Raw genomic sequence first — 16,058 nt, 5'->3', positions numbered from 1 at the left:
GAATTTTCATTTCAGCATGCACTCATATGAAAATTCTGTGTTTCATCTCAGACCAAAACTGCAAACATATGTGAATTACGCAATTTTTGCCTTATTATTGTCCGATTCTACAAGTTATTTATCGAATATCAACAAAACACCCCTGCAAGCCGCTTTCATTTCCCCATGAATGCAAACTGTCCATGAAGGTCCAATAAGATGCATAAGCGTATCAAACTCATCCCTTTACTCGCATTGTCATCTGCTTGTGTATTTGGCCAAATAGCCAACGCCGATGCTTCATGGCCAGAGCTATTTAAAGAAGCTGCCATTCCCAAAGCTGATGTTACACCTCTTAGCGTCAGTTATGTCACCGAAATCACCCAAATCGGAGATGGAGACTGGGGTAAACTCACATATAAAACCAAGAGTCATCCGCAAACAGGCATCACCATTGACGTGGAAACTTATCCAAATAAAGGCGATAAGGAAGAGATAGTCTCTGAATTGAGCAGTGATGAAGATGCAGATATCTGGTGCGATGATTATCAAGATATTGTGGGCGGCCCCGTTGAGCTTGAATCAGAGACAGACGCCTATGCTATTTACAGCTTCGCAGCCAATGCTGAGACAGCAGAGGATAAACAAGAAAAGAAAATCCTTAGCAAAACAAAAGTCACAGTTATTGTTGATAAACAGCTTAAGGAAGTTACCAGCTTCAATTACGTGCTGACTGAGCCTGTTAAACCAATGATGATCGCGAAGATAAACACATTCGACCTAGAAGGTCGTTGCACCTCGCATGACAATGGTCGCCCGATTGTAACACAAATCTCCACAAAAGTTTCAGGTAAGGCAATGGGACAATCTTTTGACCAAGATTCACTTCAAATCTTCACGAACTTCTCAATTGAAGCGCCACAATAGTCACACTACCAAACTGTTTTTTAAAGAAAAATTTAAACGTAAACGTTTCAGCAAACAAATGGATGGAAACTAAGCCTCAACGCGTCGAGAAAATTTGGTTTTTCTCGACTTAAATTTCTTGAGGATGACGTTCATGCACAAACGCCTATTCACGTTTGCATTGCTTGCTACCTCCATGTTTGGATTGGCTGCAAATGCATTCGCTCCGCCTAAAAACAATGGTGGTCATAACGAGCACTCTCAGGCTCAAACATTTCACCAAACCAATGGTCACACAAATACCAAATCCCATGAGAATATTCATTGGGCTTACTCTGGACCACGCGGACCTGCGCATTGGGGAGAAAAAGACCCAGCCAATGCCACTTGCAAAACCGGCACGCAGCAATCTCCTATTGATATGCAGCACACCATTTCAGCTTTCGCCAATGCACCTCAAATTGATTGGACCCCCATCAAGAATGGTGAAGTCATCAATAATGGCCACACACTTCAACTCAATGTGCATGATGCGGGTGGCCTTGTGCAAAATGGCAAAACCTACAAACTTATTCAATTTCATTTCCATACCCCGTCAGAACACACAATCCACGGACGTCATTTTCCGATGGAAGCGCATTTTGTTCACAAGGCCGAAGATGGGTCGCTTGCTGTCGTAGGTGTGATGTTTGCCGAAGGTGCCAACAACACACAGCTTGATCCTTTGTGGTGGTCAGCCCCTTCAAGTCCCGGCAGTGCATCTGTTGCGTTCAATCTTGATATAGAAGATTTGCTTCCCACCAACCGTGCAGCATTTCGCTATCAAGGATCTTTGACCACTCCGCCTTGTTCTGAAATTGTAGATTGGACGGTATTGCAAACGCCTTTAAACGTTTCAAAAACTCAAATCGCTGCGTTTAGAGCGTTATTTGGCGACAATGCTCGCCCAACACAACCACTTTACCGACGCTATGTCCTCGAGACACCTTAAAGTCAAAGCTTCGACTAAACGTCCTTTAAAACAGGGTGCAAGCTGAAACTTGCGCCCGTTTTCTTGCGCTGTACCTTATGCGTTATCTTGTATTTAAATGATAAAAACATGGTTTTAGCGTAGGCAAATCCGCCCCTTAACTGCACAAAATCCACATATCTATTCGCCTCGCAGCTGAATCTTGTTGGGTTTCAAACAAAAATTGCGTAGTAAAACTTCAACAGATTTTGTTAGCACCTGAATTTGGGGCAATCTGAACACCTATTGGCAAAATGCTAATGTGTTGGTTATGGGAGAGGCACATGAAAATCAGATCCATTTTACTTGCTGGTTTTGCAAGCTTATCTCTGGCGGCATGTGATTCTATCTTAATGCCAGAAGGCACACCACCACCTCCACCAGACCAACCACCACCTCCACCATTGGATGATGATTTTGGTGATGTTCAAGCAGAAAATTACTCTGCTATTCCAGATGCAGGCACAGCCTTAGAAACATCCCAAGTTTATACTGATCTTGCCACCATAAACGCCGTCGCGTGCGCTTCTGTTGGAACAAGCCAGCCAACACAAACCATAGCACAAGTTGCCAATGCTCAAGAACCAGCGAGCCTGATAAATTCTTCCCTTTCAAGCAAAACCATTCAACCCTCTGTTGTTGGTTCACTAAGTGGTGCTGTTGCTCTAACTGCGTTACGTGGAGATTTTCCAGGTATCGTCAAACTTGAACCTAGAAAAATCTTATCCGAAAATTCCTATTCCAGCGGGCATTGCGGTGCGACACGTATTTCAAACAATTGGTTTGTAACTGCGGCCCATTGCCTTGATGAAAACTATGACACGACAATTTTAAAAGTCGGACATGAAAAACTTGATGGCCCTGTTGTCAGAGAGATAGAGGCTGATTGGTCTGCTTGCCATGCTGCCTATGCTGGAGAAGAAGGTGATCTCGCAAATGACATCGCCTTGCTTCATATCCCCGATGATACAGCTGCAAGTCTTGTTGACATCCCAATCGCTACGATTCTCTCTCACGATGATGCGATGAGCCCCGTGACAACACCAACTGCCAAAATGGCAGGATGGGGCATGACAACACCGGGCGGCAGCCTATCCACAACATTATTAGGCACACATGTTGAAATTAAATCTATCGGGCCAGCCCTGATAAAAGTGGGTTCAATCAATGGTTCTGGACCATGTGTCGGTGATTCTGGTGGCCCTCTATTTGTTGATGGTTCGCAAGGACAACCTGTTTTATGGGGTGTTTTATCAGGCGTTGAGAAAAACTCTGAAACAGCCTGTTCTGGCAATTATATTGCTCGCTACACAAACCTCCAAGGCTACACCAATTGGATCAATGACGTGATGTCTGCATGTGCGTCAAATGCAACTTTGTGCAGCAAGCCAATCGACGCTTCATAAAAAAAGCGCGAGCTGGTTCAATTTCTGGCTAGTCTATGTAATCTCATACTATTGGCTGTATCAAAAGCCGAACAATATCTCCCAGATGGTGATAACCAAAAAAGTGTCATGGCTTTTGGGTATTGCCGAATTATCAGTTCAATCTGGCAGAAACCGCTAAAATAGACGTTATGAAAGGCACCCTCATGGAAATTGATCTTATGGAAATCTGGAACCAGTATCAGGGTTCTATTCTCGCTTTTGGATTTAAGACCTTAGGTGCTTTAGTTGTTTTAATCGTCGGTTTAAAAGTCTCTGGCTGGCTGGCTGGCCTCGTGCGCGATTCAGCAATGAAAAGCGAAAAAATAGACGACACTCTAGGGAATTTCTTTTCATCTCTCGTTCGCTGGGGTATTTCAGCAGCTGTTTTCATTGCAGCGCTTCAAGTCTTTGGCGTACAGGCAACATCACTTGTCGCAATTTTAGGTGCCCTTACACTTGCCATTGGTTTATCCCTTCAGGGCGCATTGGGAAATATCGCATCTGGTGTTATGATCATGCTGTTTCGTCCCTACAAACTGGGTGACTACATCACAGCAGCAGGCGCATCAGGAACGGTGAAAGATATCAACCTCTTCCAAACAGTGCTTGCGACACCCGATAATGTGAAAATCATGGTCCCTAATGCACAGGCTATTGATGGAACAATCACAAATTTCTCGGGCTATTCTACCCGCCGCGTAGATGTTACTTTTGGTATTGATTATTCAGATGATATGGACAAAGCAATCGGTCTGATCCACGAAATTATTCAGGCAGATTCACGCATCCTATCGGTTCCAGCAGAGCCATTTGTAAAGGTGGTAAACCTTGGTGATAGTTCCGTGGATATCGCTTCAAGATCATGGGTTCAAGCGTCAGATTATTGGGATGTCAAATTTGACATTACCAAGAAAGTCAAAGAATCATTTGATGCAAATGGCATTTCAATTCCATATCCACACACGACAATCGAGCAAAAAGCTGTAAAATCCTAGATCGGGATATTTATTTGGATTTCTCGGATGAATTTTTTTGCAATTCGTTTGCCTAAAATCAGTGTTGACTGGGAGGATGAAAAACATCCTCCCGTCACAAAAGACGATTTACAAAAAAATATACATAATGAAGAGCCACACCCAATTGAAACTCCTACTCTTCAACCTTCAGTCAACCAGCCTCCTATAAAGAAAAAACGTCCTTTTTGGAAAATCCTGCTTGGAATTGATCGACCACCAAAACCACAACGCTCACTCGTCTCACGGCTTTTCGGTTTAAAAATAGGTCAATTTCTCAATCTCTTCATATGGTCGACCCTGATTGGGGTGGTCATGAATCTCACTAATTTCAACCCCTTAAACCCACATTTTGATGCAACAACAACTGCCGGAAATGTTTGGCAGCAAGGCTTGGCTGCGCTCAGTTGGGCCATTAGCGCCAGTTGGAAACCAGCTCTAACAGGCGCAAGTATCATTCTTCCGATATGGTTTTGTTGGCGGGTAATCACGCTCCCATTCCGCCGCTAATTCTGAATCATTTCTTAACCATAACTTTTAGATTCATCCTGTGATACACAACTCCTCTAAACCTTAATCAAGTATGTTCAACTTTTACGAAAGTACGAATTTTGAGGTTGATATGTATAGTGACAGCATTCACATAGAAGATGTGCGTAAAAAAAGACGGTATGACCCTCGAAATATCCGTGCAGTCGTCGCTGGTTCCAACAGATTTAATCGAAACCTGATGCTAGAAATCATGCGCACACTTGGTGTGCTGCAAGTTGATGGCGCAAGATGTGAAAACTCCCTCTTCCGCATGATGGATGATCAACGCTCCACTATTGTTTTCATTGAATGGTCCGACATGAACGACATGGATGTCGTACATACTACTCAGCAAATTCGTAAACTCCATGATGACAATCTTCGTCGCGTACCAATCATCGCAATATCTTCTCAACTCACAAAAGAAATGATCCTAGAAGGCCGCAATGCCGGTATAGATGAATTCCTTCGACGCCCGTGCTCTCCTGCTGATGTGGAAAAGAGATTAAGGATGGTCATAGAGACACCACGTCCTTTTGTTGATTCTAAAGTTTATATCGGCCCATGCCGTCGTCGTAAAAACCCAGCCGACTATCATGGTCCACGCCGCAGAGATAGAGATTCATCTCGTATCAAAGATGTGAGTGATGCTGAGCGTCAACTCGTCAATAAAAAATCACCAATGGCTGTCGCTTTAACACGGTTAAAAATGACATGCGAACTTCTTTCAAGTGACCCTAAAGGCGCACCTGTTAGAATAAGAGCCGCATTGGAAAAAGCCATGCAAACCGCAAGACAAGAAAACGATCATGCGATTGTGAGAACGCTTCAATCTTTCGGCGCTTACATAGAGATCATTATTCACTCCAAGGGTAACGCCAAGGATGCAAGATTCATCATCAATACTGGGGTCACAACACTAGAACAATTGCTCGTTCTTCCTCGCGAATATGATAGCGCACGTGAGACAGTTTCCAACGCATTTGCTGACGCAATTCAACGTCGTATGGCGGCATAAATTGAACCAAACACCCCAAACACCTAAAAAACGCTCTCTATCCATCGCCGACACGAACAATCTTAAAGTTCTGGTCGTGGATCCAAACGCGTATATGCGTGGCATAGTCGCCGATGCATTGAGACGGTTATCCATTGGAGAAATAAGCACCACGTCTTCAACAGATGAAGCGCAAGATATTTGTCTAAGCTTCCGCCCCAATATCGTCATTACAGATTGGGAAGCTGGACGCTTGTCTGGCTTGGAGTTCACGCGCTCAATTCGCCGTAGTGAAAAAAACATTCCTCGCGATATACCCGTCATCCTCCTAGCTTCAACAGTTGCCCGCGACCAAATCATGGCTGCACGCCAAGCGGGTATTAATGAGTTTCTTCTCAAACCCGTATCAGTGCGCGCTTTAAAATCACGTATTGAAGAAGTGGTTATCCGTCCGCGTAAATTCATTGATAGTAGACATTATATCGGACCATGCCGTCGCCGAAAAATGGACACTGAATTTAGTGGTCCATGGAGAAGACTAACCGATGAGCCGCCACTTGAATCACTTGCAGATGATTCGCCCGCACATGTTGATAAGCTCCGCGCCATAGTTGCGCAGCTCTCAGGCTTTGCGGTCCGTGATGCTTCAGACACAACAGGCATCGTGCGCGGATTATACAAACTTCTGTCAAAGCATTCTCAAGATATTGAACAAATTGGTGACAAAACTGTCACCGAGATTTGGGCGTCAGCACAACGCTATCTAGAAGGTGTCGGCATGACGCCTTATTATGATGCTAAAGTTATCCTTCGCCATTTTGAAGGTATAGCGGCCGTGATGGATGTACCGCGTTCAGACATATTGAGACGTCAAGCCTTGATCAGAGACCTAAGCCGCCTCGTCACTAAGAAAATTCACTCAATTGAGTCAGACGTACGCGGCGCTGTTGGCAAATAACAAAATCATTCAAGCTGATAGTGTTGGATAAAACCCACCAGTTCAGAAAATACCCTGGTCAGTTTCTGGTTAGGCAATGGCTTTGCGTTTTTCACGCGTGAAGACATTCATGACGATTCCAAATGCCGCTCGAAATAAAATCAGTGCCAAGACACCTATCATCGGCTCACCATATTTTTCCATGGCAAAAACACCTGCAAATATCGCTATATGCAGCACAACAATCCTGCCATAGGGCGCAAAAAGTTCATTGCCCGGATCAGTTTTTAGATATTCGCTGCGACGTATAAATTCCACCACATGCATATAAAATTGCCATAAAATGATAGCCACAAGGATAAAGGCCAGGCCTAAAAAACTCTGCATACTCAAGGCAGAAGCTACCTCGCCTCCGTCGGCCACAAATAATTCTTGTCCACTCCCTATCAAAGACAAAAGCGCCATGGCATGCGCCAGACAGAAACCGCCATAATGAATTGTAAAAAAAGCACCAAAGAAGATAGAATGAAATGATGTCGACACCTTGCCTTGACCAAAGCCGGATATAAAAATCCGAGACAGCGTCACAAATCCGATAACGACATTTTCCAGCCAATAAAGCAGTACAAGTTCCAGAGCGCCCCAGCCCATAAACAACACAGCAAATATCGGCAGAAAATCAACGCATAAGCCACTCAAAATAACTGGATCGCGTATAGCTCTTTGCCAATAAGCCAGCTCGAACATGCACCATTACCCTTGATAAATTATCACTGGTAAAACTCTAAAAGACAAAAACAAATCTGCAAAGTGAAATGCTCATACAGAACAGGGGCTTTGATCCATCAAAGCCCCTGTTCTCACATTATAAAAATGTTGGTTTTATTTAATCAGACCAAGGCTTTGACCGATCACGTGAAAGATTTCATTTTCTTCCATCACACCAGACACCAAATTCGCACCCGGACCACTGGCCAAAAGCGCAACATCTTCACCCGCATGCGTTTCAGACGACATAGGAATGGCAGATTGCTGCAAGAAATCTTTATCCAGCGTGTCGCGGTTGGTTAGATCACCACGTTGACATAAACCATCAGCATCGCCTTCACCCTCACCACACATTGCACCTGGGCCATTTGCATAGCTCAGTGTTGTATATGGTTTTCCATCAGCCGCTTTATTGGGCGTAAAGCCATAGGATGACAAACCAAGGATTGGGTTATTGCGCTGTGAATAACCAGAAATCGTCAGCGTATGCGCGTGGTCGGCAGTGACAAGGATCAAAGTTTCTTCATCCGATGTCATTTCAAGCGCTTTTGCAATGGCTTCATCAAGTGCCACAGCTTCAGCAAGGGCACGCGCAGCATTTCCTGCATGATGCGCATGGTCAATTCGGCCACCTTCAACCATCAACACAAACCCATCTTCATTCTGACTTAAGCGCGTAATCGCAGCTTCCGTCATTTGAGCAAGATGCGGCTCACCTGCCCCACCTTCTGAACGATCTAGTTCAAACTGCATGTGAGAGGGCTCAAACAAACCAAGCACACGCTGGGATGAAGAAAAGTCCTGTGCGTCAAATCCAGCCTGATCATAGATAAAGACATGCTGATCTGATTTAGCTGTCCACTCATTGATCAGATTACGTCCATCGGTGCGACGCCCTTGCTGATCAGGATATTCTAGATCGGCTTCTGTAACAGGCGTCATACGGCGACGTCCGCCACCCATCACAACTTCGAAACCATCACCATGATCCCACTCGATGAATTGACGCGCGATATCCGCACACCCTTCATCGCCCTCTATTTCACTATCATCTTCCCAATTGCGGGATGCGGATTTAGCATAAGTAGATGCTGGCGTTGCGTGAGTTATGCTTGTCGTCGTCACAACACCTGTTGAAAGACCTTGCTCTTCGGCCAATTCCCAAATCGAGTCTGTGGTATTGCCTTCAACGGATGCACAATTGCCATATTTAGCGTCTTGAGTAATACCCAGCGTACGTCCGGGCACCTTAATACCTGTCGTCATGGCTGTCGCTGTTGCAGCAGAATCAGCAATCTGCGAATCATGAGAATAAGTTTTAGACAGCGCAGACCAAGGCAGGCTATCCATCGCCAAATGATAGCTTTCGCCATCCAAACCTTTAAGTTGCCCCGCATGAATACGGGCAGCCGTAATTGTCGAAACACTCATCCCGTCACCAACAAACAAAATGACGTTTTTAGCTGGCTTTGGGTCACGTTTTTCTATTTTTGTCGCAATCGCGTTGGCCGCATTCACATAATAGGAATCTTTTGCTTGGACAGGCTCAACAGCCTCGCGGGCTGCATATGTTGGAGGCGCAACAACTGACGCCACTTCAACATCTTGATCATTTACGATATGCGCACACCCGCTCGCACCCAATAATACAGCTGCACTCGCAAGAGCAGTCAAACGAAATGATTTAAACAAAATAAGTCTCCGTCCCGTCATAAAAAAAACCGATAACAATATCCCTAGCGGAGTTTTACGTCAGTTTCATAGCGAAACTAGCCCTATGTGACACTTAATACCAATTATCCATTCCCAACTGACCTTTATCGCCTAAAAATAGGACGGCTGCTGACCTTGTTTCTACCCCTTAGATCTTGGCTAAAAATATCCAAAATAATTTCACGAATTTGGCTTAGTCCATCTTACATTTGCTGCAATTGATGCATACATTTCATCCACGCCCTGCAAACCGCGAAATGCAGACTGTCTGGCGGTGTCTCCACAACAAACAAACTTCATTTTTTGTTCAAAGACAGGTAAACCACATCGCCATGTCGGGAGTTAAGACAGCCAGACAAGAGCGACACCAATACACCGCAAACAACCCATCATTCAAAACGGTTTATGCGGCACGCATCTGAAATTGTTTAAGAACACTCTTTCAATCTGCAAGGATTTATCACCATGTCTAAAGGTCAAAAATCAAACAAAGAAATCCGCAAACCAAAAGCGGCAAAACCAAAAACAAATGCAGCCATCAGCTCTGCAACAAGCGGCAAAGCCTTAAATATCAATATCAAGAAAAAATAGGCTTTTAGGCAAAATCCCGCGCACGACCTGCCCCCCAATTGCCTGCTCTGTGCGGCGTGCGCGGGACGCCAATCCGCTGATAAAAGCGGTATAAGTGTTTTCTTATCCCCGCCCCTTAAAACCTCCCCCATATTATACGCCTTCAATCCTAGAGGGCGGCTCGCGACCGGACGTGTTGGGATTGGAATAGTGTCCTTTCACACTGGCTGGCATATCGGTATGCCTTTTAAGAGTTAGGCGCGGTTCTAGGCATAACCTGCGGGCAGAGGCGGTAGCTGCGCTTGGTAGGCTTGGGGTCATGAACCCCTTATAAGAAAGAGAGCCACCGTGATAAATTACTAGACGAGGCGCGCTTATTTGCGGCCAAATTTACCGCTGGCACCCCGTGTTTTGATCGGGACCAGCTATGACTGCCCCGTCAGCCTATGCTGACACTCACCGCTGATGAGCGTGCCTCGTGCCCTTACTCTTCTTGCTTTTCATACTCTCGCATCAGAAATGGTGGCGGAGATATTCGCACATCCGGCCCTCAAATCGCCAGCATATCTAAAGAGAATCTAAACACTGACATCTCTTGCCCAAGATTGCGCCATGGCCTACCAGCAAGACAGACGACTCATTGAAAAGTCGCAGAGAATACGGATTAAAAGCTGGGATTACATCCATAGCTTGAGCCGAGTTTGCAAAGGGGAGCAAACGTTCATGATGCTACGCATATTGCGGTCCTTGGGGCCTGCCGTCACTTTTCCATCCATGACAGAAGCCATTCGCGCTGGTTTTGGTGCGTTTGTCGGCTTGGGGCTAACGGGTCTCTTCGTTCTTTCGCCAATCATTGACCTGCAAACGGGTCTCTATCTCGTTGCGCCCTTTGGGGCCACGTCCGTATTGCTATTTGCCGTCCCAAACAGCCCCCTAGCCCAGCCTTGGTCAGCTATTGTCGGCAATACCATCGCCGCTATCGTTGCAATTGCCATTTGCATGTTCATAAGCGATCCAACCTTGAGCATCGCAGTCTCGGTCGGCCTCGCCATCACAGCCACAATACTGTGCCGCGCCATACATCCCCCCGCAGGCGCTGTTGCGATGACAGTCGCCATGAGTCCCGATGCCATTGCGCGCCTTGGCTTTTGGTTTGCACTCACCCCCATCGCCATTGGCACAATCGCGCTCGTTATCGTCGCGATCATCTATGCAAAGCTGACAGGGCGTCACTATCCATTTCGCCAATATAACGAGCCAAATCAGCACAAAACAAATGATATAGAACCCATTGAAAGACTGGGCCTTTCAGAACAAGAACTAACCGATATTCTTGAGCGCTATAGCCAATCCTTCAATCTTGGTGTGGAAGACCTTGCCCGCCTTATCGGTGCCGCCGAATTACAAGCAGCCGCCCATAGAACAGGCCCGCTCATCGCCGACAACATCATGTCGCGCAATCTTGTGAAAGTGCCGCCAACCATGCCGCTATCAGATGTTGCCGACCTATTCAGACGCCATAAATTCACAGCCCTTCCCGTTGTCGACTCTGAAGGCATTTTTCTTGGTGTTATTTTCCAGATTCACCTGATCAATCGCGCCAGAGAAGATTCTCTTCGCCTACATCGTGGTTTTGAGCAAGTCTTAAAAAGGCTTCTTGATCCTAAGAGAGAACAACCCATTCGCGCCGAAGATATTATGAGCGTCACCATTCCCCGCGCCTTTATTTCAACGCCAATTGCCGCGCTTCTGCCCTTAATGGCTGAGGGCGATATCGAAGCCATTCCAATCATGGATCATAAGAAAATCATCGGCATCGTCACCCGCACCGACCTCATCGCCGCCCTCGCCCGCACCTATTCCCAATCCCCGCCGCAACCCTAGCACTCACGACCAAATTTCTCGCGAAAGCGAGAACCCAGCCCAAACAATAAAGACGGGCAAAGGCATGAAATGGAGATACTCACATCCGGCCCTCAGGCCGACGAGCAAAGCGAAGGCGCAGGTGCGCCAATTTCTAATTGGCAATCGCACCGAGCAAACACAATAAAATGAGCTTTTTCTATACTCACCACCGCAAATGCCTTTAAGCTAAATCAAATTGTATTGCAGGGGACGCAAACAAAATGACTGAACAAAAAACCAGAGAACAGCTTGAAAAAGAATGGTGGGCTGCTTGGTGGGAAACTAATTACTCTTGGGAGAACCTATTTGAAATAGATTGGAAGGGCTGGTACGTAGACGCCGAAGGAAACCTAGTTAACAACACAGAGCCTTACTCTCCCGCGACACTACAAAAGATTCAAAATGAAGGTGGCAGACAGGCTAAACTACAGGACTACTGGCGTGACCAAGAAAACAAGCTAATCCAAGCACCCAATGGTAAGAAATATACCATAGCACACATGCCTTTATTCTGGAAAAAAGGTGAACCGTCCGGTAAATCAGATTGGAACAAGGAACAAATCTCTGAACTAAATAATCTCATTTCAGAGAAATTAGCAGCAGCTTCTGATACTACCGATTTTGTAAAAGGTGCTATGCACTTTCACCTACAATCAGGGCCTGACCTTAGAGCTCAATTCCAAGGATGCGTGTTTCCTGAATTTAACTCAAACAACTTGATAACAGACTCAAATTTCTCGGCGAAAAATAAACCTTTTAACTCAATCAACGCGACCTTCCAGCAAGCAGCTTTCGTTGGGTTTTCTTCTTTTGCAGATGTGTTTTTTAAATCAGGTGTAGATTTTTCAAAAGCCTTATTTGATCAAAAAACAGTATTTTCCCGCGCCAGTACAGAGCACGTAATAGATTTTAACAAAGCAATTTTCTTATGTGACTTTTATGCCCGCCATATGAGCATTAACGGATCTTGTAATTTTGAGTCATCAAAATTTACCAATAGTTTTGATGTTATGCATTCACGCTTCAAAGGTGCAGTGGGATTATCAGCTACTAAAATCTATGGTAACTTGTACGCTAGTTATTCGTCATATGAAGCACCTTTGGATTGGACTGTAACAACGGTATTTAAGAAAAGCTATTTTAAAAAAACTACTTTTAAAAAGTCACTCAGAATTAAGGGATGCCAGTTTCTAAATTCAGTTGACTTTTCAGACAGCATTTTTCACGACAAACTTCATCTCGAAAATATCACGTTTAGCGGAACTGTGAACTTCCAGTTCACAGGCTTTGGTGACCGTGTTTCTTTTTTTGATGTAAAATGGGACAAAAATGAAACCTCTTGGCGATACATGTTCAAAGGAAGCTCATTCGCCAAAATACTGGATTGGTCAGGTCAGAAACTAGACACTGTTGCAGCTTTCGCCGATGCAGAAATTCGCAAAGGTATTCTTCTTGGTCGCCCGAATGAAACAGTCGTCGAAAAAGAATTTGATGAAGCAATATCTTTAGCTGGAGACAATACCGATGCACTTTCAGCAATACAAGGCGGAGCGTTGAAATTGCGACTCGCTATGGAGCAAGACAGTGACACTCGACGCGCACATTGGTTTTATCGTCTAGAACTTATGGCCCGACAAAGACAGAAAGAAACGCCCAAACAAGAAAAATTCATTTCTTGGCTCTATGGTAAACTCTCAAATTATGGAACCTCGATCATCAGACCTTTACGGTGGCTCAGCATATTATGGGCTGCAATGTCACTTTTGTTTTACAGCCTAGAAATGCTTAGGTCTGGACCACCTTACTTCAAATTTGGTGCACCCATAGACGAACGCATTTTGCAATCTATGACATTCAGCCTTACCAATATTTTCCCAGCTTTTGGTCTGGGACTTACCGGAGAACACCATTTTATAAGTGGAAATTCATTCTGGGAACTACTGTTCGTATTCTTTGCAATTCTAGAAATCATACCTGCGTTTACGCTCTTATTCCTGTCCGGCCTCGCCATTCGGCGGCGTTTCCAGATTAGCTAACCCCTAACCCCGTATCGCCTCTTCGACGATGCGGGCTACGTCATCGACATAGCGTTCGGCTTTTTTCTCGCCGACGCCGGCAATGCGCAAAAGGTCATATTTGCTGAGGGGTTTTGCAATGGCGATTTCGCGCAGGGTTTTGTCGTTGAAAATAACATAAGGCGGCACGCCCGTATCGCTGGCTAATTCGCGTCGCCAATCGCGCAAATCCTCAAACAGATCAACTTGATCCGTGCTGAGGCCATCGCGGATATTGGTGCCGCTGGATTTGGTTTTCTCGCGCTTGCGAATTTTGGTTGGGTTTTCGCGCATGGCAATCGTCACATCGCCGCCAAACAGCGCCAGCGTCATCTCTTTATCGGGCGCATACAGCGTGGGGCGATTATCATTATCATCTTCCGCCAAATACCCATCAAACAACAATTGATCAATCACGGATCGCCACCCCACAGGGCCAAGCTCTGATCCCACGCCATATGTGGTGAGCTGCGACATGTCCTCGTCAATCTGATCTTTAGCATCACCGCGCAAATGCGTCACCACACGCCCGCGACCATAGCGTTGCCCCGTGCGTAAAACAGCCGACACAACCATTTGCGCCCAGCGTGTCGCGTCATAGCCTTCATCGCGTGGGCTTTTGCAATTGTCGCAATCACCACATTCCTGCACATTCTGTTCGGCAAAATAGCGGCGCACCCCTGCCCGTCGACATGCCATGCCATCGAGAAACCCAAATAATTGCCGCGTCTTGCGGATTTGCACTTGGCGCACGTCTTCCACAGCATCCGATTGCTCTGCCCAGCGCACCAGCTTTCGCATGTCAGATGGCGAATACAGGCAATAGCCTTCCGCTATCTCTCCATCACGCCCGCCGCGCCCCACTTCCTGCCAATAGGCTTCGATAGATTTTGGCGGGTCCGCATGCACCACAAAGCGCACATCGGGCTTATCCACGCCCATGCCAAATGCCACAGTCGCACACATCACAAGATTGTCTTCCAACAGAAAACGGCGCTGACGCTTTTCGCGTATCTCTGCATCCAAACCCGCATGATAAGCCAAAGCAGGAATACCCGCCTTCTCTAAAGCTTGGGCAATGCGCTCCGTACCATCACGCGATCCGGTATAAACAATGCCAGACTTACCCGCCTGTGCCTTCACCAGCTGTATAACGCGATCTGTGCCTTTACCGTCTTTACGTTCAGCATGGAGGATTAAGTTAGGGCGATCAAAACTATCAACAAGTTCAGCAGCTGTTTCTAAATGAAGCTGCGTCTTTATATCTGTGCGGGTGCGTGGGTCTGCTGTCGCCGTCACAGCTATGCGCGGTACATTGGGGAATAAATCTTTTAGTTCCCCCAGCGCGCGATAGTCAGGCCGGAAGTCATGCCCCCATTGGCTCACACAGTGTGCTTCATCCACAGCAATCAGTGAAAGATCCAATGTCTGCAAACGCGCCCGCAAACCATTACTCATCAAACCTTCGGGCGAGACATAAAGCAAATCCATCTGCCCATTGGCTGCTTTATCCAACGCAATCATGCGATCTTCAAAATCCATCGAAGAATCGAGCCGCTCAGCCCGCACACCAGCTTCACGCAACGCATCCACCTGATCCGCCATCAGCGCAATCAAAGGCGATACGACCAACCCAACACCCTCACGCACAAGTGCAGGAATTTGATAACAGAGTGACTTCCCACCACCCGTCGGCAGGATCGCTACAACATCTTCGCCAGCAAGCACGTGCGATATCACATCCGCCTGCAAACCGCGAAACTCGCCATAGCCGTAAACCTGACGCAGCACGCGCTGCGCAGCCTCCATATTGGACGCTAACGTATCTGTTTCAGCTTGATAGAAAGGTTTGGCCTGCGCCGACTCACTAGACATCGCGTGAACCTACATCGCTCTTTTATGCATGGCGACAACACTTTTATGTAAAGTTCAAATAAAAGCACTTTTACAATTAGTTTATGCATGTTACATATGTAACGTATCAAGTACGATCAGAACATACATACTTCAACAACTGCCAGAAAAAGGAAAACAAATTTATTTTTCGGTAAAAACTCCAAGTTTTCCAACCAATTAGATGAACTCAAGATGAATTGCCACAAAAATTCCTTATTGTTTTACTTGCAATGTTTATCGAAAAACAGTAAATATTAATCGTCTTTCGAGATGACCCCCACGAAAGACACCGTGTATATGCGGAGTAGCCTTGCCCGGCTACTCCGCGCCCCCCGAAGAAAACAAAAACCAAG

13 protein-coding genes are annotated in these 16,058 nt (G+C 45.9%); 10 read left to right on the top strand and 3 right to left on the bottom strand.

Going from position 1 to position 16,058, the window contains the following annotated elements:
* The first annotated feature begins 198 nt into the window (after positions 1-198).
* The 7 genes from HBAL_RS04625 (at position 199) to HBAL_RS04595 (ending at position 6,820) form a co-directional block, all read left to right on the top strand.
* Positions 199-906, top strand: a complete 708-nt coding sequence (locus HBAL_RS04625) for a hypothetical protein (protein ID WP_015826766.1) — start codon at positions 199-201, stop codon at positions 904-906.
* 133 nt (positions 907-1,039) lie between these two features.
* Entirely contained in the window at positions 1,040-1,876 is an 837-nt protein-coding gene (locus HBAL_RS04620) for a carbonic anhydrase (protein WP_015826765.1), read from the top strand.
* 302 nt (positions 1,877-2,178) lie between these two features.
* Positions 2,179-3,300, top strand: a complete 1,122-nt coding sequence (locus HBAL_RS04615; protein WP_015826764.1) for a S1 family peptidase — start codon at positions 2,179-2,181, stop codon at positions 3,298-3,300.
* 185 nt (positions 3,301-3,485) lie between these two features.
* Positions 3,486-4,316, top strand: a complete 831-nt coding sequence (locus HBAL_RS04610) for a mechanosensitive ion channel family protein (protein ID WP_015826763.1) — start codon at positions 3,486-3,488, stop codon at positions 4,314-4,316.
* Positions 4,317-4,343: 27 nt separating this feature from the next.
* Complete coding sequence (locus HBAL_RS04605; protein ID WP_015826762.1) at positions 4,344-4,844, top strand: hypothetical protein; 501 nt, start codon at positions 4,344-4,346, stop codon at positions 4,842-4,844.
* A 112-nt stretch (positions 4,845-4,956) separates the two neighbouring features.
* Entirely contained in the window at positions 4,957-5,883 is a 927-nt protein-coding gene (locus HBAL_RS04600) for a response regulator (RefSeq protein WP_015826761.1), read from the top strand.
* The gene (locus HBAL_RS04595) at positions 5,828-6,820 is read left to right on the top strand and encodes a response regulator (RefSeq protein ID WP_233356742.1); all 993 of its coding nucleotides are present in this window, start codon (positions 5,828-5,830) and stop codon (positions 6,818-6,820) included. Before HBAL_RS04600 ends, HBAL_RS04595 begins: the two co-directional genes overlap by 56 nt.
* A gap of 69 nt (positions 6,821-6,889) precedes the next feature.
* Here the strand turns inward: HBAL_RS04595 and HBAL_RS04590 are convergent, their stop codons facing one another.
* Together HBAL_RS04590 and HBAL_RS04585 are read right to left on the bottom strand one after the other, a co-directional pair.
* Positions 6,890-7,546: a DUF6498-containing protein gene (locus HBAL_RS04590; protein ID WP_015826759.1), complete on the bottom strand. Its 657-nt coding sequence runs from the start codon at positions 7,544-7,546 to the stop codon at positions 6,890-6,892.
* A 135-nt stretch (positions 7,547-7,681) separates the two neighbouring features.
* Positions 7,682-9,259 (bottom strand): alkaline phosphatase, encoded by a 1,578-nt coding sequence (locus HBAL_RS04585; RefSeq protein WP_015826758.1) that lies wholly within the window; start codon positions 9,257-9,259, stop codon positions 7,682-7,684.
* A gap of 486 nt (positions 9,260-9,745) precedes the next feature.
* Between HBAL_RS04585 and HBAL_RS16965 the strand changes: the two genes are divergently transcribed.
* From HBAL_RS16965 to HBAL_RS04575, 3 genes are all read left to right on the top strand, one after another.
* Positions 9,746-9,871, top strand: coding sequence for a hypothetical protein (locus HBAL_RS16965; RefSeq protein WP_015826757.1), 126 nt, complete (start codon positions 9,746-9,748; stop codon positions 9,869-9,871).
* A gap of 702 nt (positions 9,872-10,573) precedes the next feature.
* Positions 10,574-11,734 carry an HPP family protein gene (locus HBAL_RS04580; protein ID WP_015826756.1) on the top strand — a complete coding sequence of 387 codons (1,161 nt, stop codon included), beginning with the start codon at positions 10,574-10,576 and terminating at the stop codon, positions 11,732-11,734.
* 242 nt (positions 11,735-11,976) lie between these two features.
* Complete coding sequence (locus HBAL_RS04575; RefSeq protein ID WP_015826754.1) at positions 11,977-13,791, top strand: pentapeptide repeat-containing protein; 1,815 nt, start codon at positions 11,977-11,979, stop codon at positions 13,789-13,791.
* Between the two features lie 3 nt (positions 13,792-13,794).
* On the opposite strand, the gene recQ is transcribed toward HBAL_RS04575, so the two are convergent.
* Entirely contained in the window at positions 13,795-15,684 is a 1,890-nt protein-coding gene (gene recQ, locus HBAL_RS04570; RefSeq protein ID WP_015826753.1) for a DNA helicase RecQ, read from the bottom strand.
* Between the last annotated feature and the right edge of the window lie 374 nt (positions 15,685-16,058).

This window comes from Hirschia baltica ATCC 49814 (assembly GCF_000023785.1).
GTDB lineage: Bacteria > Pseudomonadota > Alphaproteobacteria > Caulobacterales > Hyphomonadaceae > Hirschia > Hirschia baltica.
Note: the sequence above shows the minus strand (reverse complement) of the source record. Positions and strands in the feature narration are given on the sequence as shown.